The sequence below is a fragment of the Streptomyces sp. HUAS CB01 genome (assembly GCF_030406905.1).
GTDB lineage: Bacteria > Actinomycetota > Actinomycetes > Streptomycetales > Streptomycetaceae > Streptomyces > Streptomyces chengbuensis.
This window is the reverse complement of record NZ_CP129137.1, coordinates 3,223,992-3,245,736: the sequence shown is the minus strand read 5'-3', so window position 1 is coordinate 3,245,736 and position 21,745 is coordinate 3,223,992. Positions and strand designations below refer to the sequence as shown.

Here is a 21,745-nt window from a genome sequence, read left to right as displayed (position 1 = left end):
GATCTCGGACGCCGCCGGGTCCCTGCGGCCCGGCCGGCCGAGGCCTGCGTCTGCCCGCCGTCGGCAGCGGCGTGCGCCGGTTCGTCGTCTTCACCGGCGTGCGGACGCGCCCTCCGCGACGACCGGGGTCACCACGCCCGGGGCGGTGATGTGCTCGGAGAGGTACGCGGAGGCGCTGGCCGCCCGGCCGTCGCACGGTACGACGGCGGCTGGCTGAGCCCCGCGGCGCGTTCGGCGACGGCGCGTACGCGCGATGGCGCGCCGGGAGCGAGGTCGGTGCGCGGGCGTTCGGGGCGGGTGCGCGGGTGCGCGGTACTTTCACGGCATGCGTCGAGCCCTGTTCGAGGCGGTGCGCGGGCGCCGGGTGCGGGGCGGTGGTGTGTGGGCGCGGGGTGCGCGCTCAGCCGAGATGCTTGGCCAGGAGGTACTCGGTGACGCCCGGCGGGTAGTCGGGCACCCGGCCGACGATCTCGTAGCCGTGCTTCCGGTAGAAGCCCGGCGCCTGGAAGTCCCACGTCTCCAGACGGGACCAGGAACACCCGCGGCCGACGCGGGCCTCGCGCTCGGCCGCGGCGAGGAGCTGGGAGCCCAGGCCCGCGCCGCGGTGCCGGCTGTCGACCCAGAGGAGGTCGACATGGAGCCAGCGCGCCCAGGTGCGGCCCGTCAGGCCCGCGGCCAGTTCGCCGGTCCCCTCCTCCACCACCCAGACCTGCAGGGGGACTTCGTCCTTGTGCGCGTTCGCCGCCAGGGCGCGCATCGCCGAGGAGCGCCGGGCGTTGGCGGCCTCGAGCCTCTCGCCGAGCAGGCTGAGGCGTTCTTTGTCGACTTCTGTCTCAAAACGAAACATGCGACTCACCCTAAACACGGTGTCCAACCAGTTCTGCAAATGCCCTTCCCCTCACGGCCGCCGGCCGTACTCTGATGCATGCACCGGTGGGGGCCGGTGCTGATCAGGGGGCGAGACAGTCGGGTACGACGCCCGGGGCGGGGTATCGGTTCATCGCGGCGGCGGCCGCGACGGCCCACCCACACCTGCCGGGCGCCGTACCCGTCGATGCATGACCTCCGCCGGAAAACGCAGCCTGGGGGTGTCTGTGGTTCGTATCCGGGTCCTCGTCGTGGACGACCACCGAATCTTCGCCGAGTCCCTCGCCGCGGCACTCGCCGCCGAGCCGGACGTCGAGGTCGCCGCGGCGGGCAGTGGCCCGGCCGCGCTGCGCTGCCTCGAGCGCGCGGCGGCCGAGGGACGCAGATTCGACGTGATGCTGGTCGACGCCGATCTGGGGATCACGACGGCACCGGGCGGCCCCGTGGTCGCGCGAGCCGTCCCCGACAACGGCGACGGCTTCGTCGACGGGATCTCCCTGGTCGCCGCGGTCCGTACGGCCCGGCCCGCGGTCCGTACGGTCGTGCTCGCCGAGAAGGACGACCCGCGCCGGGCCGCGCTCGCGCTGCAGGCCGGCGCCTCGGGCTGGGTCGCCAAGGACTGCTCGCTGCAGCGCCTGCTCACGGTGATCCGGGGCGTGCTGCGCGACGAGACGCATCTGCCTCCCGCGCTGCTCACCGGCGTGCTGCGGGAGCTCACCGCGGCCCGCAAGCACCGCACCGAGAGCGAGCGGCTCGTGGAGTCGCTCACCCCGCGCGAGCGGGAGGTGCTGCGTTGCATGGTGGCCGGTCTCGGCCGCAAGGCGGTCGCGGAGCGCCTCTTCCTCTCCCCGCACACCGTGCGCACGCATATGCAGAACGTGCTGGGCAAGCTCGGCGTCCACTCGACCCTCGCGGCGGTGGCACTGGCCCGACGAGCCGGTGTCGGCCCGGCGGAACTCGCGTCCTCAGCCGGGGACGTTGTCGAACGGGGCGGTCAACTGGCGTAGCAGCCCGGCGAGTTCACCGCGCTGCGCACGGGACAGCTCGGCCAGGATGGCGCGCTCCTGGGCGAGCAGTCCGGCGAGCGCCTGGTCGGCGCGGTCCCGTCCCTCGGTGGTGAGCCGCACGAGCACGCCGCGCCGGTCGCTGGGGTCGGGCAGCCGCTCGACCAAGCCCTTCTTGGCGAGCCGGTCGATGCGGTTGGTCATCGTGCCCGAGGTGACGAGGGTCTGGGTGAGCAGCTGGCCGGGGGAGAGCTGGTAGGGCGCGCCCGCGCGCCGCAGCGACGTCAGGACGTCGAACTCCCACGGCTCCAGATTGTGCTCGGCGAAAGCGATTCTGCGTGCGCGGTCGAGATGGCGCGCGAGCCTGGAGACGCGGCTGAGCACCTCGAGCGGCTCCACGTCGAGGTCGGGGCGCTCGCGGCGCCAGGCAGCGACCAGTCGGTCGACCTCGTCCTCCATGACGATCAGTGTAGAGGGTCTGTCGACATGAAGTCTCTTGACGTCAAGATATATTTGGATGGACTATTGGGCATGGTCGGGCCGGAGCCCTGTTCCGGTTCCGGCGAACGTTCCAGCAAGGGGGATCGAACATGCATTCCGTTCCAACCTGGGATCCACAGCAGTACCTCCGTCACTCAGGCCATCGCACCCGCCCGTTCCTCGATCTGCTCGGCCGCATACCCGAACTGCCCCACGGACACCGCCCACCCCGCATCGCCGACCTCGGCTGCGGCCCCGGCAACGTCACCGCGCTCCTCGCCGACCGCTGGCCGGACGCACGGATCACCGGATTCGACCTCTCACCCGAGATGCTCGCCCGCGCGGAGAAGGAGTACGCGGGCACCACCGCCGGCGGCGGCTGGATCGACTTCCGCCCCGCCGACGCCGCCCACTGGACCCCCGACGAGCCCTACGACCTCATCGTCTCCAACGCCGCGCTCCAGTGGGTGCCCAACCACCCCGAGTCCTTCGCGACATGGATCGACGGCCTCACGCCCGGCGGCACCCTCGCCTTCCAGGTGCCCGGCAACTTCACCTCACCCAGCCACGCACTGCTCGGCGAGCTCTGCGACACACCGCAGTGGCGGGACCGCCTCGCCGACCAGGGCCGCCGCTTCGTCCACGTACTGGACCCGGCCGACTACCTGCTCCGCCTCGCCGACCTCGGCTGCGCCGCGGACGCGTGGGAGACGACCTACCTCCAGCTGCTCACCGGCGAGGACCCCGTCCTGGACTGGGTGAAGGGCACCGCGCTGCGCCCGGTCCTCACCACGCTCGACGGGGACGAGGAGGCCACCGACGAGTTCCTCTCGCAGTACCGCGACCTGCTCCGCAAGGCCTATCCGCCCGGGCCGCACGGAACGGTCTTCCCGTTCCGGCGCATCTTCGCCGTGGCTCGCAAACCGCTGTAGGGACGGTGGGAAAGGACGAATCCACATGCTGACCGCTCTCGATCACGTCCAGCTCGCCGTGCCAGCGGGCTCCGAGGACGCGCTGCGGGCGTACTACCGCGGTGCTCTGGGGATGACCGAGATCGCCAAGCCGCCGTCGCTCGCCGTCCGCGACGGCTGCTGGTTCCGGACCGGTGACGTCCGGCTGCACCTCGGGGTCGGCCCCCGATTCCGGCCCGCGCGCAAGGCCCATCCGGGCCTGCGGGTGACCGGTATCGAGGCGCTCGCCCAGCGCCTGCAGGCCCATGGCGCCGAAGTCGTCTGCGACGACGAGCTCCCCGGCCACCGCCGCTTCCTCTCGGAGGACCCGGTGGGCAACCGGCTGGGGTTCCTGCAAGCGGTGGGGTGACCGGCCCGGCCGCCCGGTCGGCGTCCCCTCCCGCGACGGGCGGGGGACCGGACGCCGGCCGGAGGGCGGCCGCCGCTCGTCCTGGCGCGGCAGCCGTACGGCACGTGTCCGCACGGGCGCGCCACGCGTGCGTCGTTCCGCGCACTCCCCGCGCCCGGCCGTGATCCGTGCGCCGGTGGTACGCCCGGCCGTGATCCGCGCCCGCCCGTGACGCGCGCGGCGCAACGCTCGGCCCTCGCGGCGCAACGCTCAGCTCTTGCGGGCGCAACGCTCAGCTCTTGCGGTGCCCTATCAGCCGCGGCTTCGGCTCCAGCCCGTCCAGCCCGTGCCAGGCCAGGTTCACCAGGTGCGCCGCGACCTCCGCCTTCTTCGGCTTGCGGACGTCCAGCCACCACTGTCCCGTCAGCGCCACCATCCCCACCAGCGCCTGCGCGTACAGCGGCGCCAGCTTCGGGTCGAAACCGCGGGCCTTGAACTCCAGCCCCAGGATGTCCTCGACCTGAGTGGCGATGTCGCTGATCAGTGACGCGAACGTGCCCGTGGACTGGGCGACGGGCGAATCGCGGACCAGGATGCGGAAACCGTCCGTGTACGTCTCGATGTAGTCCAGCAGCGCGAACGCCGCCTGCTCCAGCAGCTCCCTCGGATGCCCCGCGGTCAGCGCCCCGGTCACCATGTCCAGCAGCTGGCGCATCTCCCGGTCGACGACCACCGCGTACAGCCCCTCCTTGCCGCCGAAGTGCTCGTACACCACCGGCTTGGAGACCCCGGCCTTCGCCGCGATCTCCTCCACCGACGTGCCCTCGAAGCCCTTCGCCGCGAAAAGCGTGCGACCGATGTCGAGCAGCTGCTGGCGGCGCTCCGCCCCGGTCATCCGGACCCTGCGCCCGCGCCGAGGGGGCTTCTCACTGCTGCTGGTGCTGCTGCCGTCGATCGCCACGCCCTCAATCATGCCGTCTCCGCGGCTTCCTCCCGGCGCCGGGCGGCAATCCGGTCCGCGCTCGGCCAGCGCACGTCGTACGCCCAGCCCGCCTTCTCGAACCAGCGGATCAGCCGGGCGCTGGAGTCGATCTGCCCGCGCTCCACCCCGTGCCGGGCGCTCGTCGGATCGGCGTGGTGCAGGTTGTGCCAGGACTCACCGCACGACAGGACCGCGAGCCACCACACGTTGCCCGAACGGTCGCGCGACTTGAACGGACGCTTGCCGACCGCGTGGCAGATCGAGTTGATCGACCACGTCACGTGGTGCAGCAGCGCGACCCGGACCAGTGAGCCCCAGAAGAACGCGGTGAACGCGCCCCACCACGACATCGTCACCAGACCGCCGACCAGCGGGGGGATCGCCAGGGACACGATCGTCCAGACCACGAACTGGCGGGAGATCGCCCGGAGCGCCGGGTCCTTGATCAGATCCGGTGCGTACTTGTGCTGCGGCGTCTGCTCCTCGTCGAACATCCAGCCGATGTGGGCCCACCACAGGCCCTTCATCAGTGCCGGGAGCGTCTCGCCGAAACGCCACGGCGAATGCGGGTCGCCCTCGGCGTCGGAGAACTTGTGGTGCTTGCGGTGGTCGGCCACCCAGCGCACCAGCGGACCCTCCACGGCCAGCGACCCCATGACCGCCAGCGCGATCCGCAGCGGCCGCTTGGCCTTGAAGGAGCCGTGGGTGAAGTAGCGGTGGAAGCCGATCGTGATGCCGTGGCAGCCGATGTAGTACATCACCACCAGCAGGCCGAGATCGAGCCAGCTCACGCCCCAGCCCCACGCCAGCGGGATCGCCGCCAGAAGCGCGAGGAAGGGCACCGTGATGAACATCAGCAGGGCGATCTGCTCGATCGAACGCTTGCTGTCGCCGCCCAGCGTGGCGGGGGGAAGATCGGGCGCGGACGACTTCCGGGCGTCGTCGATCACATCGGGACTTGTGGTCATGGGGTGTCCCCTGGGGGGTGAGGGTGCGGCTGAACCGTCCGGCTACGGAACCGTAACCTACGGGGTCGTAAGTATGGCAGCGCGAAGCCTCGCGGCAAGAGGGCGGTGGACAACGCCGGGTTAACGGACACCTATCCTTGGAGTCGTCGGACAGCGTGGTCCGCGAAGCCTCCGGAAAACCTCCAGACGTGCTCAAACACTGCAAGGAGCCGCACCTGTGAGCAGTGCCGACCAGACCACATCCGCCAGCGCGGAGCTGCGTTCCGACATCCGCCGACTGGGCGATCTGCTGGGCGAGACCCTCGTACGGCAGGAAGGCCCCGAACTCCTCGACCTCGTCGAGCGCGTACGCGCCCTGACCCGGTCCGACGGCGACGCCGCCGCGGAACTGCTCGGGGCCACCGACCTGGAAACCGCCGCGAAGCTGGTGCGCGCGTTCTCCACGTACTTCCATCTTGCCAACGTGGGCGAGCAGGTGCACCGCGGCCGCGAGATGCGCGAGCGCCGTGCCGCCGAGGGCGGGCTGCTGTCCCGGACCGCCGACATGCTCAAGGAGGCGGACCCCGAGCACCTGCGCGAGACCGTGCGCAACCTGAACGTGCGGCCGGTCTTCACCGCGCACCCCACCGAGGCGGCCCGCCGGTCCGTGCTGAACAAGCTCCGGCGGATCGCCGAGCTGCTGGAGACCCCGGTCAACCCCGCCGATCGCCGCCGGCACGACCTGCGGCTCGCCGAGAGCATCGACCTGATCTGGCAGACCGACGAGCTCCGGGTCGTGCGCCCCGAGCCCGCCGACGAGGCCCGCAACGCCATCTACTACCTCGACGAGCTGCACGCGGGCGCCGTCGGGGACGTCCTGGAGGACCTCGCCGCCGAGCTGGAGCGCGCCGGAGTCGAGCTGCCGCCCGGCACCCGGCCCCTGACCTTCGGCACCTGGATCGGCGGCGACCGGGACGGCAACCCCAACGTCACCCCCGAGGTCACCCGCGAGGTCCTGATCCTCCAGCACGAGCACGGCATCACCGACGCGCTCGAAGCCGTCGACTCGCTGCGCGCGCTGCTGTCGAACTCGATCCGCTACGCAGGCGCGACCGAGGAACTGCTGGAGTCCCTCCAGTCCGACCTCGAGCGCCTGCCGGAGATCAGCCCCCGCTACAAGCGGCTCAACGCCGAGGAGCCCTACCGGCTCAAGGCCACCTGCATCCGCCAGAAGCTCGTCAATACCCGGGAGCGGCTCGCCAAGGGCACGGCCCACGAGAAGGGCCGCGACTACCTCGGCACCGCCGAGCTGCTCCAGGACCTCACCCTCATCCAGACGTCGCTGCGCGAGCACCGCGGCGGGCTGTTCGCCGACGGCCGCCTCGACCGCACCATCCGCACCCTCGCCGCCTTCGGGCTCCAGCTCGCCACCATGGACGTGCGCGAGCACGCCGACGCCCACCACCACGCCCTCGGCCAGCTCTTCGACCGGCTCGGCGAGGAGACCTGGCGCTACGCCGACATGCCGCGCGAGTACCGGCAGAAGCTCCTCGCCAAGGAACTCCGCTCCCGGCGGCCCCTCGCACCGACCCCGGCCCCGCTCGACGCCGCCGGCGCCAAGACCCTGGGCGTCTTCCACACGGTCAAGGAAGCCTTCGAACGCTTCGGCCCCGAGGTCATCGAGTCGTACATCATCTCGATGTGCCAGGGCGCGGACGACGTCTTCGCGGCGGCCGTGCTGGCCCGCGAGGCCGGGCTGGTCGACCTGCACGCCGGCTGGGCCAGGATCGGCATCGTGCCGCTGCTGGAGACCACCGACGAGCTCCGGGCCGCCGACGTCATCCTCGACGAGATGCTCGCCGACCCGTCCTACCGGCGGCTCGTCGCCCTGCGCGGCGACGTGCAGGAGGTCATGCTCGGCTACTCCGACTCCTCCAAGTTCGGCGGCATCACCACCTCGCAGTGGGAGATCCACCGCGCCCAGCGGAGGCTGCGGGACGTCGCCCACCGCTACGGGGTCCGGCTGCGGCTCTTCCACGGCCGCGGCGGCACCGTCGGCCGCGGCGGCGGCCCCACCCACGAGGCCATCCTGGCCCAGCCCTGGGGCACGCTGGAGGGCGAGATCAAGGTGACCGAGCAGGGCGAGGTCATCTCCGACAAGTACCTCATCCCCTCCCTGGCCAGGGAGAACCTGGAGCTCACGGTCGCCGCGACCCTCCAGGCGTCCGCCCTGCACACCGCGCCCCGGCAGAGCGACGAGGCGCTGTCCCGCTGGGACGCCGCGATGGACATCGTCTCCGACGCCGCCCACGCCGCCTACCGCAAGCTCGTCGAGGACCCCGACCTCCCGGCGTACTTCTTCGCCTCCACCCCCGTCGACCAGCTCGCCGAGCTGCACCTGGGCTCCCGGCCCTCCCGCCGCCCCGACAGCGGCGCCGGCCTCGACGGGCTGCGGGCCATCCCCTGGGTGTTCGGCTGGACCCAGTCCCGGCAGATCGTGCCCGGCTGGTTCGGCGTCGGCTCCGGGCTGCGCGCCCTGCGCGAGGCGGGCCAGGACTCCGTCCTCGACGAGATGTACGAGAAGTGGCACTTCTTCCGGAACTTCGTCTCCAACGTCGAGATGACCCTCGCCAAGACGGACCTCCGCATCGCACGCCACTACGTGGACACCCTCGTCCCGGACGAGCTCAAGCACGTGTTCGGCGACATCGAGACCGAACACGCGCTGACCGTACGCGAGGTGCTGCGCGTCACCGGCGGTGAGCAGCTGCTCGACTCCAACCCGGGACTCCAGCAGACCTTCGCGATCCGGGACGCCTACCTCGACCCGATCTCCTACCTCCAGGTCTCGCTGCTCGCCCGGCAGCGCACCGCCGCCGAACGCGGCGAACCCGCTGACCCGCTGCTGTCGCGGGCGCTGCTGCTGACGGTCAACGGCGTCGCGGCCGGACTGCGCAACACGGGCTGACGCCCCGCACCACCACATCGGCAGGGGCCCGGGAATCCTTCCCGGGCCCCTGCCCACGTGCCGGTACGAAGGAACCGCACCTCAGAGCGCGAAGAACGCGCCCACCAGCAACGCCCCACCAGCGGCGGCCGTCCCCCACGCCGTCCGCGGCATCCGCAGCCCGCCGCCGACCACACAGGCGGCGAGCAGCAGCGCACCGCCGAGGGGCAGCCACGCGTGCAGCGCCCCGGGCCGGCCGGCCCGCACGACCTCGTCCGTGCCCGGCTTCACCACCACGTCGAGCTCCGCGCCCTCGGCCACCGCCACCGAACGCGCGATGACCATGCCGGAACGCTCACCGGCCGGGCCCTCGGGGTCGTACGGGCCCGTACACGTCTTCTCACCGCAGTCGGCGACGGTGAGCGTCCCGTGCTCGCGGCCCTTGGAGAGCAGCACGTGCTGGGCCGTGCCCCAGGACGACCAGAAGCCGGCGACGATCAGCAGCAGCACCACCGCGGCCATGGACGCACGGCGGCCGTGGTCGAGCATCCGGCCGGAGGAGTTCCGCTTCATGGGGCGCGATCCTTCGGCACCCGACCGCGCTCGGTCAACCTCCGGCCGATGCTATGGGGTGCTTGTCAGGAGTTGTACGCACTCTGCGCCCGCTCCAGCCCCTCCGCCACCAGACACTCCACCGCATCCGCACCCCGGTCCACGAAGTAGTCCAGCTCCTTGCGCTCCGCACCGGAGAAGTCCTTCAGCACGAAATCGGCGACCTGCATCCGCCCCGGCGGACGCCCGATACCGAACCGCACCCGGTGATAGTCCGAACCCATCGCCTTCGTCATCGACTTCAGACCGTTGTGCCCGTTGTCACCACCGCCCAGCTTCAGCCGCAGCGCCCCGAAATCGATGTCCAACTCGTCGTGCACCGCCACCACGTGCGCCGTCGGAACCTTGTAGAAGTCCCGCAGCGCCACCACAGGACCACCCGAAAGATTCATGTACGACATCGGCTTCGCCAGGATCACCCGCCGGCTGCCCGGACCCGCCGGACCGATCCGGCCCTCCACCACCTGCGCCTGCGCCTTGGCCGCCCGCTTGAAGTTCCCGCCCATCCGCTCCGCGAGCAGATCCGCGACCATGAACCCCACGTTGTGGCGGTTCCCCGCATACCCCGGCCCCGGATTGCCCAGCCCCACCACCAGCCAGGGCGCCCCGGCGTCGTCCGTCGTCATGAACGTCTCCTCGAATCCGCAAACGAGTCCGAAAACAGAGAACGGGGTGGCGGGCCGCGCGGCCCGCCACCCCGTCAAGCAGAGCGTACGGCTCAGGCCTCGGCGCCCTCGGCGGCCGCAGCCTCGCCCTCCTCGGCCTCCTCGGCCTCGGCAGCCGGCTCCTCGGCCTGCGCCGCCAGGACCTGCAGCACGACCGCGTCCTCGTCCACGGCCAGCGTGACGCCCTTCGGCAGCTCGATGTCCTTGGCGTGGACGGAGGCACCGGCCTCCAGGCCCTCGACGGAGACCGTGAAGGACTCGGGGATGTGGGTGGCCTCGGCCTCGACCGGCAGCGCGTTCAGCACGTGCTCCAGCAGGTTGCCACCGGGGGCCAGCTCACCCTCGGCCTGCACCGGAACCTCGACCGTGACCTTCTCGCCGCGCTTCACCAGCAGCAGGTCCACGTGCTCCAGGAAGCCCTTCAGCGGGTCGCGCTGCGCCGCCTTCGGGATCGCCAGCTCCTTCTTGCCCTCGATGTCCAGCGCCAGCAGGACGTTCGGGGTACGCAGCGCCATCAGCAGCTCGTGGCCCGGCAGCGTCACGTGGATCGGGTCCGAGCCGTGACCGTACAGAACGCCGGGAACCTTGTTGTCGCGACGGATACGCCGGGCGGCGCCCTTGCCGAACTCGCTGCGGAGCTCCGCGGAAATCTTCACCTCGGACATGTGCACTCCTCGTATGTGGTGACGAACATGAACAGTCACCCGGCCACGACTGGCCTGCTACGAAGAGCGCGTCGATAACGGACCGCCGCACCGAAACGGGTACGGCCTCCCTCGCCGAGCAACCCGATCAGTCTACCCGGAGGGAGGCCGCAGCCTAAATCGATCTATCGCGCGCGCAGTCCTACTGCTCCTCGAACAGGCTCGTCACCGAGCCGTCCTCGAAGACCTCACGCACCGCACGCGCGATCGTCGGAGCGATCGACAGGACCGTGATCTTGTCCAGCTCCAGATTGTTCGGGTCGGGCAGCGTGTTCGTGAACACGAACTCGCTCACCTTCGAGTTCTTCAACCGGTCCGCGGCGGGACCCGACAGCACACCGTGCGTGGCCGTCACGATCACGTCCTCCGCACCGTGCGCGAACAGCGCGTCCGCCGCCGCGCAGATCGTGCCACCGGTGTCGATCATGTCGTCGACCAGCACACACACCCGGCCCTCGACATTGCCCACGACCTCGTGGACCGTCACCTGGTTCGCCACGTCCTTGTCACGGCGCTTGTGCACGATCGCCAGCGGCGCGTCCAGACGGTCGCACCAGCGGTCCGCCACGCGCACCCGGCCGGCGTCCGGGGACACCACCGTCAGCTTCGAACGATCGACCTTCGCACCGACGTAGTCGGCCAGCAGCGGCAGCGCGAACAGATGGTCCACCGGACCGTCGAAGAAGCCCTGGATCTGGTCCGTGTGCAGATCCACCGTGAGGAGCCGGTCCGCACCGGCCGTCTTCATCAGATCCGCCACCAGACGCGCCGAGATCGGCTCACGCCCGCGGTGCTTCTTGTCCTGACGCGCATACCCGTAGAACGGCAGGATCACGGTGATGCTCCGGGCCGAAGCCCGCTTCAGAGCATCGATCATGATCAACTGCTCCATGATCCACTTGTTGATGGGAGCCGTGTGGCTCTGCATCAGGAAGCAGTCCGCACCGCGCGCCGACTCCTGGAAACGGACGTAGATCTCACCATTGGCGAAATCGAAGGCCTTCGTCGGCACGATGCCGACACCCAACTGATGGGCGACCTCCTCGGCCAGCTCGGGGTGGGCGCGGCCGGAGAAGAGCATCAGCTTCTTCTCGCCGGTCGTCTTGATCCCGGTCACAGCACTGTCTCCTCAGACGTGTTTCTGCTGCTGATCCGCCCGTCCCTAGTGCGGCGAGCCAGCCGAATGATGTGCACGTATCACGGTACGCCGAGATTGACGCACTCGTTTTTGGTCAGCCTTCGCGCTCCACGGCCTCACCCGCGGCCTGAGCCGCCTGCGCCGCCGCGCTACCCGGACGCTTCCGCGCCACCCAACCCTCGATATTCCGCTGCTGACCGCGGGCCACGGCCAGCGAACCCGGAGGCACGTCCTTCGTGATCACCGAGCCCGCCGCGGTGTACGCACCGTCCCCGACTGTGACAGGAGCAACAAACATGTTGTCCGACCCCGTCTTGCAGTGAGAACCGATCGTCGTGTGGTGCTTCGCCTCACCGTCGTAGTTCACGAACACCGAAGCCGCACCGATGTTCGTGTACTCGCCGATCGTCGCGTCACCCACGTACGACAGATGCGGCACCTTCGTGCCCTCACCGATCGAGGCGTTCTTCATCTCCACATACGTACCCGCCTTGGCCTTCGCGCCAAGCCTCGTCCCGGGACGCAGATACGCGTACGGGCCCACCGACGCCGACTCACCGATCACCGCACCCTCGGCCACCGTGTTGTCCACCCGCGCGCCCCGGCCCACCACCGTGTCCCGCAGCCGCGTGTTCGGACCCACCTCGGCGTCCTCCGCCACATGCGTCGCACCCAGCAGCTGCGTACCCGGATGGACCACCGCGTCCCGCTCGAACGTCACCGTCACGTCCACCAGCACCGACGCCGGATCCACCACCGTCACACCGGCCGTCATCGCCCGCTCCAGCAACCGCTGGTTCAGCAGCCGGCGCGCCTCCGCCAGCTGCACGCGGTTGTTGATCCCCAGGATCTCCCGGTGGTCCCCGGCCACCGACGCACCCACCCGGTGCCCCGCCTCGCGCAGGATCCCGAGCACGTCCGTCAGGTACTCCTCGCCCTGGCTGTTGTCCGTACGCACCTTGCCGAGCGCGTCCGCCAGCAACCGGCCGTCGAACGCGAAGACACCCGAGTTGATCTCCTTGATCGCCCGCTCGGCCTCGGACGCGTCCTTGTGCTCCACGATCGCGGTCACCGCGCCCGTGGCGGCGTCCCGGACGATCCGCCCGTACCCCGTCGAATCCGGGACCTCCGCCGTCAGCACCGTCACCGCGTTGCCGTCGGCGGCGTGCGTCCCGGCGAGCGCCGACAGCGTCTCACCGGAAAGAAGGGGAGTGTCACCGCACACGACCACGACCGTGCCGTCCGGCGCCTGCCCAAGCTCCTCCAGGGCCATCCGCACGGCATGACCCGTGCCGTTCTGCTCCGCCTGGAACGCGGTCCGCGTCCCCTCGTAGTGCGCGGCGAGATGCTCCTTGACCTGCTCGCTCGCATGACCCACGACCACGACGAGCTGCTCGGGCCCGAGCTCGCGGGCGGCGGACACGACGTGCCCGACGAGCGAGCGTCCGGCGATCTCGTGCAGGACCTTGGGGGTCTTCGACTTCATGCGGGTGCCCTCACCCGCTGCAAGGACGACGACGGCGGCCGGGCGGTTGGCGCTCACGGGAATGCCCTTCGGCTTTCGGGTGGTGGACACCCGAAGGATACCGGGGGCATACAGGCGTGAAATAAGTGCGGGTCCTGACCGTGAGGTCAGGACCCGAACTGAGCGCATTGCTCCCGGGGGAGGACTCGAACCCCCATGATCAGAACCAAAATCTGACGTCTTGCCCTTAGACGACCCGGGATTGCCGCTATGTCCGATTTGATGGATCGGCCGCGGACGCAGCCCCTACTATGCCGTACCACCAGCCTTCGATGCGACGGTACAGCTCGGCGCTCTGCCGGACCTGGATCACGAGGCAACCCCGGTAGTCCGTGCCCACGTTCCTGCGGACGGTCTTCGGGTTGTGCCGCTTGAGCGTGGTCTTTCCGAGCGTTGCGACGTCCACCCCGACGAGGCCGGCCCAGTACCGCTCCGCGGCGTGCACCTCGGCGGACTCGTGGATCATCACGTGAAACCTCAGGCGGGACCTCTCGACCCCGACCAGGTCGAGCCAGGCGAGGAACAGCGTGATCATGCCGGGATCGCTGTTGACGAAGATCACCCTTTCCCGGCGCGCGTGAGGTTTGTCCTTCGTTCCTTCGGCCCAGTAGAGCCCGACCCCGATCAGGTGGAGCTCCCGGTCGGTGAGCGTGCCGACCGCGTCCCTGGCCGCCGCCTTCGTGCGCCGGCGCTCCGCATCCCGCACGGCGAGTTCGTGCTCCCAGCGCTTTCGCCCGGCCAGGCGGGCTTGCTCGGCCGGGTCGGGCCGGGGTGGCTTCGGCAGGTCCCGCACCCACAGTGAGATCGAACTCTTCGAGCACCCCAGCTCGACCTGGATCCGGTCGTAGGTCATGCCCTGCAGTCGGAGCTCCCTGGCCCTCGCCCGCAGGTCGTCCTTCGCCCTCGGGCGCCTGGTCCAGTCGGGTGGCGGCTCGCCCTTCACGAGTCGGTTGAGGATGTCGTTGTTGCCGATGTGGAGTCGGTCGCGGATCTGGCGGAGGCTGAGGCCCTCGCGGCGCAGCGCGACCGCCTGGCGGCGGAGGTCCTCGAAGTCGGCGTGTCCGCCGGTCGTGGAGGTCATGTGCCCAGGCTGGTCCGGAATGCGGACGTCCGGGTCGAAGATGTGCTCGATTCGCCGGTTCGGGCGATCGTCGGAGGTTGTGACCTTGTTCGATCACGTTCCGTGCTGTGGAAGTCGTCGGAAAATCGCTCGACCCCTTTCGTAGTCTGGGAGGCATGACCACAACGGGGGCACACCAGGACTCCGCGGGCGACGCGTCGCCGCGGAGCTTGCTGTGGTGGGGGCGGCGGCGGAGCGCGGTGCTGGACGTGGGGCTGGGCCTCGTGTCCGCGGTGGAGTGTGCGCTGGAGGGGGTGCGGTTCTCGGAGACGGCCGCGCTGCCCGTACCGGTGGGGGTGGTCTTCGGGCTGCTCGCCGGGTCGGTGCTGGTGCTGCGCCGGCGCTGGCCGGTCGCCGTGGTGCTGGTGTCGATCGCGATCACGCCGGCCGAGATGGGCTTCCTGATGGGCATCGTCGGGCTGTACACCCTCGCCGCGTCGGAGGCGCCGCGGCGGGTGATCGCGGCGCTGGCGGGGATGTCGTTGCTGGGGACGCTGATCGTCACGTTCGTGAGGACGCGGCAGGACGTCACGACGGCCGATTTCGATCCGGGGCCCTGGTACGTGCCGGTGGTGTCGGTCGTGATGTCGATCGGGCTGACCGCTCCGCCGTTGCTGCTGGGCCTGTACGTGGGGGCGCGGCGGCGGTTGATGGAGAGCCTGCGGGAGCGTGCGGTCAGTCTGGAGCAGGAGCTGTCGCTGCTGGCGGACCGTGCGGAGCAGCAGGCGCAGTGGGCGCGTACGGAGGAGCGGACCCGGATCGCGCGGGAGATGCACGACGTGGTGGCGCACCGGGTGAGTCTGATGGTGGTGCACGCGGCGGCGCTGCAGGCGGTGGCGTTGAAGGACCCGCAGAAGGCGGTGAGGAACGCCGCGTTGGTGGGGGACATGGGCCGGCAGGCGTTGACTGAGCTGCGGGAGATGCTGGGCGTGCTGCGGTCGGGCGAGGAGGTCGCGGCGCGGGTGGCGGCGGAGCCGGTGCCGTTGGCGGCGGTGGGGGCGGCGGCCGCGGCTGCCGCCGAGGCGGCGGAGGCCGCGGTGACGGGGGAGGGGCCGTCGCTGGCGGATCTCGGGTCGCTGGTGGAGCAGTCGCGGTTGGCGGGGATGGCGGTGGAGCTCTCGGTGCAGGGGGAGTCGCGGGTGTACCGGCCGGAGGTGGAGCAGACGGCGTTCCGGGTGGTGCAGGAGGCGTTGACGAACGTGCACAAGCACGCGGCGGGGGCGAAGGCGTGGGTGCGGGTCGCCCATCGTGACGCGGAGATCGCGATGCAGGTGGAGAACGGTCCGTCGGAGCGGGGTGCGGCGGACGCGGGTCTGCCGAGTGGGGGGAACGGTCTGGTGGGTATGCGGGAGCGTGTGTCGGCGCTGGGTGGGGTGTTCGTGTCGGGGCCGACGGACGGGGGCGGTTTCCGGGTGTCGGCGGTGCTGCCGATGGGCGCGCCGGTGGAGTCACCGGTGGAGTCGCCGGCGGTGTGAGCGGGGCGGCCGCGGGGTGGTCCGGGCGGTGGCGGTCCTGGGGCGCGGGGCCGGGCCCGGTCGGGCCCCATGTTCGGGTCTCCGGCGGTCCGGTGCTCCGTGACGGGGTCGTGGCCGGGTGTGACGGGTCCGGCGGTTCGGTGTTCCGCCGCGCGTGGCGGTGGCCCTGCGGCGCGGTGTTCGCCATGTGGTGACGGTCCGGCGGGGGTGTTCGTCCCCGGCGGATCCGTGTGTCGCCGGGTCTGGTGCCGCCGGCCCGTGGGTGCCGCCGGGTCTTGGCGTTCCGCCGCTCTCCGTCGCGGTGGTGCCGTGTGCGTGCCCCGCGTTCAGGACGTGGTGAGGCGCGCGGGCTGGTTGCCGTTGACGAGGGTGGTGAGGGCCTGGTCGAGGTCGGCGCCGAGGTACCAGTCGCCGGTGTGGTCGAGGCTGTAGACGCGGCCTTCGGCGTCGATGGCGAGGACGGCCTGGGCGTCGCCTTCCTCTCCGAGGGGGGCGATCTCGGTGTCGAGCGCGCGTCCGAGGTCGCTGAGGGTGCGGGCGAGGTGGAGTCCGGCCAGGGGGTCGAGGTGGAGGGCCGCGGGTGCGATCTGGCGGCCGGGTCCGGGCGGGGTGATGCGGAGGGCGCCGAACTCGGCCCAGGCCTCGACGGCGGCGGGGAAGACGGCGTGCCGGTGGCCGCCGGGGGAGACGTGGGCGCGGAGGGCGTCGGCCCAGCGTTCGGCGAGCTTGATGTCCCAGCGTCCCGGTTGCCATCCCGCGTCGCGCAGGGCTGCGTCGACGGCGACGGGGAAACGGGTGGTGCTGAGGGGGTGGTCGGGCATGTGGGTGCGTTCAGCCGTTCTGGGTCTGGGTGGGCTCGACGGTGCGTACGCCGAAGTGGGCGAGCATCGCCGTGCAGGAGCGGCAGGGGGCGGCGTAGCTGCCGTGGAGCGGGTCGCCGTCCTCGCGGATGCGCCGGGTGGTGAGTTTGGCGTGCTTGAGGGAGCGCCGGGCTTCGCCGGATGTGAGTGGTTTGCGCTGGGCGCGTTTGGAGCGTGCCGCGTCGGTGGCGCCGATGTGGCGGGAGAGCAGGATGGCTTCGGGGCATCGGCCGGTGAAGCGTTCCCGCTGGCCGCTGACGAGTGTGTCGAGGAAGTCCTGGACGAGCGGGTGGAGGGTGGGTGCCTGGTCCCCCTTGGCCGCGGTGCAGGTGAGCGTGGTGCCGCGGACGGAGAGTGCGGCGGCGACGGTGGGCAGGATCCCGTCGCGGCGGAAGCGGAGTACGGGCGGGCGTGCTGCGGCCTCCGCGCTGCTCCAGCTGAGCCTGGGGTCGCCTGTCGTGGCTGTCGGCGACGGTTGCGGTGCCGTGTGCATGGTGCTGTTGTCCCTCCCTGCAATCCCCCGAGTTGCTGGGACAGCCTGCCAAATGGGGCGGGTGGTGCGGAAGCGGGGTGACTGAAACGTGTAGCTGTGTCGTTCTGCCCTGGGCTGAGGGTCACGCGGGGGTGACGGTTCGTTACGGGAACGGAGCGGCCGTGGCCGGTGTTGCCCCACCGCATAGGCTGTGGTGAACCAGCCAGACGCAGCAGGGGGCATACCGCCATGACGACAGGTCGGATCGGCCTGGGGGCACCTCCCGGCCCCCAGGGCCGGGGGAACGCAGCGCCGCCGAACGCGGCCTACGCCGGGCAGGTCGTTCACTTCCCGGATCCGGTGAGGGCTGCTCGGCATCCTATGGGTGTCCGGGTGGACGAGCACGGTTTTCCGGATTTCTCGCCCTATGCACGGGCGGCGGCGGAGATCGCCGAGCCTCCGGAGGGTTTCGGCGTCGACGAACTGCGGCTGACGGACTACGTGTCGGCGAACGCGGCGCTGGCGGCGACCGGTCATGAGCTGTGGGACACGATTCCGCCGGTGGCGACGCCGCACGGCTGGACGTGGCACCACGTGGCGGGCAGCCGTCGGCTGGAGCTGGTGCCGGTCGAGGTGAAGGCGCTGCTGAGGCATCACGGCGGTGTGGCGACGACCGTGGTGGACCACGGCAAGCGCGGGACGCGTCCGCTGCAGGAGACGCGGCCGGCGCACTTCGGTCTGCCGAAGGGCTCGGCGTCGGTGTCGGAGCAGCAACTGCTGGGTGTGGAGGAGGACTTGGGGTACCGCCTGCCGGGTGCGTACCGCTCCTTCCTGAAGGCGGCCGGGGGGTGTGCGCCGGTGGGCGCGGCGCTCGACGCGGAGTTGGGGCTGCTGGTGGACCAGCCGTTCTTCACGGTGCGTGAGGAGGCGGCGGTCAACGACCTGGTGTACGTGAACAAGTGCCTCCGGGACCATCTGACGAAGGACTATCTGGGCGTCGCTTTCGTCCAGGGCGGGCTGCTCGCGGTCAAGGTCCGCGGCGCGGACGTGGGTTCGGTGTGGTTCTGTGCGTACGACGATGCCCGGGACCGGGACGGCTGGACGGTGACGGAGCGGGTGGAGCGCCTGCTGCTGCCGTGCGGTGAGGACTTCGACGTGTTCCTGGCCCGGCTGGCGGGGAATCCGCCGGAGTTGGAGACCGTGGCGAACCTGATGGTGGACGGCGGCTTCGCGCGTGCCGTCCCGGTGGGGGAGTGAGCTTCTCGATGGTGACGTTCGCGCAGGCGCAGGAGCGCGCCGAGGAGTGGGTCAACGGCGATGTGCCCGCGTACCAGCACCGTGAGGTGCGGGTGCGGGAGTTCGAGCTGGGGTTCGTGGTGTGGGCGGAGGACCGTCCGGACGGGCCGACGTCGGACGGCGGGCGGCAGCGGATGGTGATCGCCCGGGACAGCGGGGAGGCCACGCTGTGGCCGGCGCTGCCGGTGGGTGAGGTGATCCGCCGCTACGAGGAGGAGTACGGCGCCACGGGGGCGGCTGAGGCTCCGGCCGCGGCGCCGCCGGAGCGGATCGACCTGAACCAGACGTCGTTCCTGCTGAGTCCGCCGGAGTGGTTGCAGGACGCGGCGGACAGGCTGGGCATTCCGGATCAGAGGGGTGCGCGCGGTGACGCGGGTGCGCCCGCGGCGGATGCGTCCCCCGGGGGCGCCTCTGCGGGCGCCGCACAGGGTCCGGGCCCGGCGGAGCCGGCGCGGGACGCCGGCGGTACCCAGGGCGGGACGGGCGGCGGCGTCACGAACGGCCGCGGTTCGCATGTGGGTGGCAGTGCGTGGCCGGGCACGGCGGCGGCTTCCGCGGGGGCGTCGCCGCAGACGCCTGCCGCGGGTGTGCCGGGAGCGGCCGCGGCGGGGTCGCCCGCGGTGCCGCCGGGCGCTACCAGCGGCGGTTCGCATGTGGGTGGCAGCGCGTGGCCGGGCACGGCGGCGGCTTCCGCAGGGGCGTCGCCGCAGACGCCTCCCGCGGGTGCGGCCGCACCGGCCGCCTCCGCCTTCGGTGACGGTGGTGACGGTGGTGACGGCGGTGACGGCCGGCCCGGCGGCGGTGGCGACGGGCACGAGCCGACCGCCTCGGACGGAGTGCCTGCCGCGCCCCTGGGCGCGACGCCGTGGGCGGGGACGGACACGAACGCCGGCTCGGAGGACGGTTCCGTACCGCTGCCGGCGACGGTGTTCGCGCCGCCGCTGGCGGGTGCGGACGACGAGGACACCCCGCCGCCCTCGGTGGGCGCGGACGCGCCGACGGCGCTCATGTCCGGCGGGAGCCAGTTGCCGCGCACCGCGGTGTCGCCCGCCGTGGACCCGCTGGACCGGCAGGGCCAGGGTGCCGGTGCGGCGGCCACGCCGTCCGCGGGCGCTTCCGCGCCGCGGTCGGCGGGGGACATCGCGGACGCCGCGACCAGCAAGGCCACGGTGCCGCCGCGGGGTGCGCGCGGCACGGGCCCGACGACTCCTCCGCCGCCGGGTGCGCCCGGCGTTCCGGGTGGGCGGCCGGGTGCGACGCCGCCTCCGCCGGGGCCCGCCGCGCCGGGTGCGCCGGGTGCGCCGGCGGGCGGGTACGTACCGACGCAGTTGGTCTCCCAGTTCGGTCCCGACGGACCGCAGCCGCCGAACGCTCCGCAGCCTCCTGGTCCGCCGGGGGTGCCGGGCACGCCGCCGGGTGGGGTGCACCACGCGGCGACGATGCTGGCCAACCCGAGCCCGGTGGGTCCGGGGGCGCCGCAGCCGCCCGGTCCTCCGGGGGCGAGCCAGGGTCCGGGCGTGGGCCCGAACGCGGGTCCGGCCGGTCCAGGGGTGCCGCAGCCTCCTGGTCCGCCGGGGGTGCCGGGCACGCCGCCGGGTGGGGTGCACCACGCGGCGACGATGCTGGCCAACCCGGGTCCGGTCGGTCCGGGGGCGCCGCAGCCGCCCGGTCCTCCGGGGGCGAGCCAGGGTCCGGGCGTGGGCCCGAACGCGGGTCCGGCCGGTCCCGGGGTGCCGCAGCCTCCTGGTCCGCCGGGGGTGCCGGGTACGCCGCCGGGTGGGGTGCACCACGCGGCGACGATGCTGGCCAACCCGAGCCCGGTGGGTCCGGGGGCACCGCAGCCGCCCGGTCCCCCGGGGCCGGTCCCGCACGCGCCCCAGCCCGGCCCGCAGCCCGCGTACGGCTATCCGCAGCAGCAGCCTCCGGCCGGTGTGCCGACCGTCGGCCCGGGCTACCAGGCCGTGCTCCGCTACCGTGCGCCCGACGGCTCCGAGCAGCAGCTCATCCGCCGTTCGGCGCCGGGCACGCCGCACCCGGAGTGGCAGATCTTCCACGAGCTGCGCGCGATGAACGTCCCCAGCGACCAGGTGCTCGAGCTCCACACGGAGCTGGAGTCCTGCGAGCTGCCCGGGGGCTACTGCGCCCGGATGATCCGGGAGACGTGGCCGCAGGCCCGGATCACGAGCATCGCCCCCTACGGCAAGGACCACGCCAGCAGGCAGGGCGGCATGCAGCAGCTGCTGACCCACCAGGGCGAGTTGCACCAGGTCGCGGACGGCCCCGCCCGTCCCGCTCCGGTGCGCGCACCGCTGCCGCAGGTGCAGCCGGCGCCTCCCCTTCCCCCGGAGGGCGTCGCGCAGGAGCTGGTGGGGTCGTTCGGTCCGCAGGGCATCTGCCGGTTCGACCAGCGGGCCGTGTCCCGTCAGGGCGTGCCGGAGATCGTCGCGCGGACGCTGGTGTGGGCGGGCCTCCCCGCCGACTTCGGTCCGTTCTTCTGGGCGCAGCCGGCACAGCCGGTGGTGCCGACGCTCGCGGAGCTGGCCGCACAGCGGCAGGTGCAGCCGGCGTCGGACGCGGGTTCGTACCTGGTCGTGGGCAGCGACTTCGGCCGGGCGATCTGTGTCCAGTACGGCACCGCGCACATCGTGGCGGTGCCCGTGGAGAGCGGTCCGGGCGGGCAGCCGATGGCGCCTCAGTTCGTGAACAGCGGTCTGCCGGAGTTCACCCGCTCCTTGGCACTGCTCGGCCGGATGTGGCGGCTGCGCTTCGGGCTCAACCCGGAGCAGGCGGGCCGCTGGACGGTGGACTTCCAGGCGCAGCTCGCCGCGCTGGACCCGGCGGCGCTGTCGTCGCCGGAGAGCTGGTGGTCGGTGCTGCTGGAGCAGATGTGGGACGGACTGATCTGATCCGCTGAGGAGTTCGCCGGCGGCGGTCGTGGTCTGTGTCCGGTGTGCCGGGGTTCGCCGGGGACGGCTGTGTCACGCACCCGGTGTGCGCTGACGTCCGCCGGCGACCGCAGCGGCACTACCCCGTGCGCCGACGTCCACCGATACGTACACGCCGGCGACGGCCGTGGCGGGGCTCCGGCCCGGTGAAGTCCCCGGCGGCGGTCGTGGCCGTGCGGTCCCGCCGATGACCCCCGATGCCCGTGCCGCCTGCCGACGGCCGGGGCCCGCCGCCGGTCGGCGACGGCTCCGACGGGCCGTGCCGACGGCGCGGGCGCGGGGTCCGTGCGCCGGAGCGCGCGCTGTCCGGGCGCCCGATCTGTCTCACGGGTCGGGCGCCCGCTTCCGCCCGGCGGAGTGTCGCGTTATGGGTGCTTCGCCACGATCCAGCACGATGTTCCCGCGTC

Annotated in this window: 19 protein-coding genes and 1 tRNA gene; 7 read left to right on the top strand and 13 right to left on the bottom strand. The window is 72.0% G+C overall.

What is annotated here, in order from left to right; genetic code table 11:
* Window positions 1-400 precede the first annotated feature (400 nt).
* Window positions 401-847, bottom strand: coding sequence for a GNAT family N-acetyltransferase (locus tag QRN89_RS14275; protein ID WP_290349756.1), 447 nt, complete (start codon window positions 845-847; stop codon window positions 401-403).
* Between the two features lie 247 nt (window positions 848-1,094).
* Here QRN89_RS14275 and QRN89_RS14270 point away from each other — a divergent pair, with 247 nt between their 5' ends.
* A complete protein-coding gene (locus QRN89_RS14270) occupies window positions 1,095-1,874 on the top strand; it encodes a LuxR C-terminal-related transcriptional regulator (RefSeq protein WP_290353705.1) in 780 nt (259 codons plus the stop codon).
* Here QRN89_RS14270 and QRN89_RS14265 read toward each other — a convergent pair.
* On the bottom strand, window positions 1,833-2,330 hold the full coding sequence (locus tag QRN89_RS14265; protein ID WP_290349755.1) for a MarR family winged helix-turn-helix transcriptional regulator: 498 nt from the start codon (window positions 2,328-2,330) through the stop codon (window positions 1,833-1,835). The two genes, QRN89_RS14270 and QRN89_RS14265, sit on opposite strands and share 42 nt — an antisense overlap.
* Before the next feature lie 131 nt (window positions 2,331-2,461).
* Here QRN89_RS14265 and QRN89_RS14260 point away from each other — a divergent pair, with 131 nt between their 5' ends.
* Together QRN89_RS14260 and QRN89_RS14255 are read left to right on the top strand one after the other, a co-directional pair.
* Window positions 2,462-3,283: a trans-aconitate 2-methyltransferase gene (locus tag QRN89_RS14260; RefSeq protein WP_290349754.1), complete on the top strand. Its 822-nt coding sequence runs from the start codon at window positions 2,462-2,464 to the stop codon at window positions 3,281-3,283.
* 25 nt (window positions 3,284-3,308) lie between these two features.
* A complete protein-coding gene (locus QRN89_RS14255) occupies window positions 3,309-3,671 on the top strand; it encodes a VOC family protein (protein ID WP_290349753.1) in 363 nt (120 codons plus the stop codon).
* Between the two features lie 271 nt (window positions 3,672-3,942).
* On the opposite strand, the gene QRN89_RS14250 is transcribed toward QRN89_RS14255, so the two are convergent.
* Both QRN89_RS14250 and QRN89_RS14245 read right to left on the bottom strand, forming a co-directional pair.
* Window positions 3,943-4,623, bottom strand: a complete 681-nt coding sequence (locus QRN89_RS14250) for a TetR/AcrR family transcriptional regulator (RefSeq protein WP_290349751.1) — start codon at window positions 4,621-4,623, stop codon at window positions 3,943-3,945.
* Window positions 4,620-5,600, bottom strand: coding sequence for an acyl-CoA desaturase (locus QRN89_RS14245; protein ID WP_290349749.1), 981 nt, complete (start codon window positions 5,598-5,600; stop codon window positions 4,620-4,622). Before QRN89_RS14245 ends, QRN89_RS14250 begins: the two co-directional genes overlap by 4 nt.
* A gap of 217 nt (window positions 5,601-5,817) precedes the next feature.
* Between QRN89_RS14245 and ppc the strand changes: the two genes are divergently transcribed.
* On the top strand, window positions 5,818-8,547 hold the full coding sequence (gene ppc / locus QRN89_RS14240) for a phosphoenolpyruvate carboxylase (RefSeq protein ID WP_290349748.1): 2,730 nt from the start codon (window positions 5,818-5,820) through the stop codon (window positions 8,545-8,547).
* A gap of 81 nt (window positions 8,548-8,628) precedes the next feature.
* Here the strand turns inward: ppc and QRN89_RS14235 are convergent, their stop codons facing one another.
* The 7 genes from QRN89_RS14235 to QRN89_RS14205 all read right to left on the bottom strand — a co-directional run bounded on the left by QRN89_RS14235 (window position 8,629) and on the right by QRN89_RS14205 (window position 14,251).
* Window positions 8,629-9,099 (bottom strand): hypothetical protein, encoded by a 471-nt coding sequence (locus QRN89_RS14235; protein ID WP_290349747.1) that lies wholly within the window; start codon window positions 9,097-9,099, stop codon window positions 8,629-8,631.
* A 65-nt stretch (window positions 9,100-9,164) separates the two neighbouring features.
* The gene (gene pth / locus QRN89_RS14230; RefSeq protein ID WP_290349746.1) at window positions 9,165-9,764 is read right to left on the bottom strand and encodes an aminoacyl-tRNA hydrolase; all 600 of its coding nucleotides are present in this window, start codon (window positions 9,762-9,764) and stop codon (window positions 9,165-9,167) included.
* A 92-nt stretch (window positions 9,765-9,856) separates the two neighbouring features.
* Window positions 9,857-10,468 (bottom strand): 50S ribosomal protein L25/general stress protein Ctc, encoded by a 612-nt coding sequence (locus QRN89_RS14225; RefSeq protein WP_290349745.1) that lies wholly within the window; start codon window positions 10,466-10,468, stop codon window positions 9,857-9,859.
* Between the two features lie 181 nt (window positions 10,469-10,649).
* Complete coding sequence (locus QRN89_RS14220) at window positions 10,650-11,624, bottom strand: ribose-phosphate diphosphokinase (protein ID WP_093655931.1); 975 nt, start codon at window positions 11,622-11,624, stop codon at window positions 10,650-10,652.
* Between the two features lie 115 nt (window positions 11,625-11,739).
* Window positions 11,740-13,188 (bottom strand): bifunctional UDP-N-acetylglucosamine diphosphorylase/glucosamine-1-phosphate N-acetyltransferase GlmU, encoded by a 1,449-nt coding sequence (glmU, locus tag QRN89_RS14215; protein ID WP_290353704.1) that lies wholly within the window; start codon window positions 13,186-13,188, stop codon window positions 11,740-11,742.
* Window positions 13,189-13,301: 113 nt separating this feature from the next.
* Window positions 13,302-13,372: transfer RNA gene (locus QRN89_RS14210), tRNA-Gln, on the bottom strand.
* A 6-nt stretch (window positions 13,373-13,378) separates the two neighbouring features.
* Complete coding sequence (locus QRN89_RS14205) at window positions 13,379-14,251, bottom strand: hypothetical protein (RefSeq protein WP_290349744.1); 873 nt, start codon at window positions 14,249-14,251, stop codon at window positions 13,379-13,381.
* Between the two features lie 155 nt (window positions 14,252-14,406).
* Here QRN89_RS14205 and QRN89_RS14200 point away from each other — a divergent pair, with 155 nt between their 5' ends.
* Entirely contained in the window at window positions 14,407-15,765 is a 1,359-nt protein-coding gene (locus QRN89_RS14200; protein WP_290349743.1) for a sensor histidine kinase, read from the top strand.
* Between the two features lie 326 nt (window positions 15,766-16,091).
* Here QRN89_RS14200 and QRN89_RS14195 read toward each other — a convergent pair whose 3' ends face one another.
* Together QRN89_RS14195 and QRN89_RS14190 are read right to left on the bottom strand one after the other, a co-directional pair.
* On the bottom strand, window positions 16,092-16,586 hold the full coding sequence (locus tag QRN89_RS14195; RefSeq protein WP_290349742.1) for an SUKH-3 domain-containing protein: 495 nt from the start codon (window positions 16,584-16,586) through the stop codon (window positions 16,092-16,094).
* 10 nt (window positions 16,587-16,596) lie between these two features.
* Window positions 16,597-17,118, bottom strand: a complete 522-nt coding sequence (locus QRN89_RS14190) for a YwqJ-related putative deaminase (RefSeq protein WP_290349741.1) — start codon at window positions 17,116-17,118, stop codon at window positions 16,597-16,599.
* Window positions 17,119-17,346: 228 nt separating this feature from the next.
* On the opposite strand from QRN89_RS14190, the gene QRN89_RS14185 reads away from it, so the two are divergent.
* Window positions 17,347-18,354, top strand: a complete 1,008-nt coding sequence (locus tag QRN89_RS14185) for an SMI1/KNR4 family protein (RefSeq protein ID WP_290349740.1) — start codon at window positions 17,347-17,349, stop codon at window positions 18,352-18,354.
* 8 nt (window positions 18,355-18,362) lie between these two features.
* A complete protein-coding gene (locus QRN89_RS14180) occupies window positions 18,363-21,299 on the top strand; it encodes an SUKH-4 family immunity protein (RefSeq protein ID WP_290349739.1) in 2,937 nt (978 codons plus the stop codon).
* Window positions 21,300-21,745: the final 446 nt, after the last annotated feature.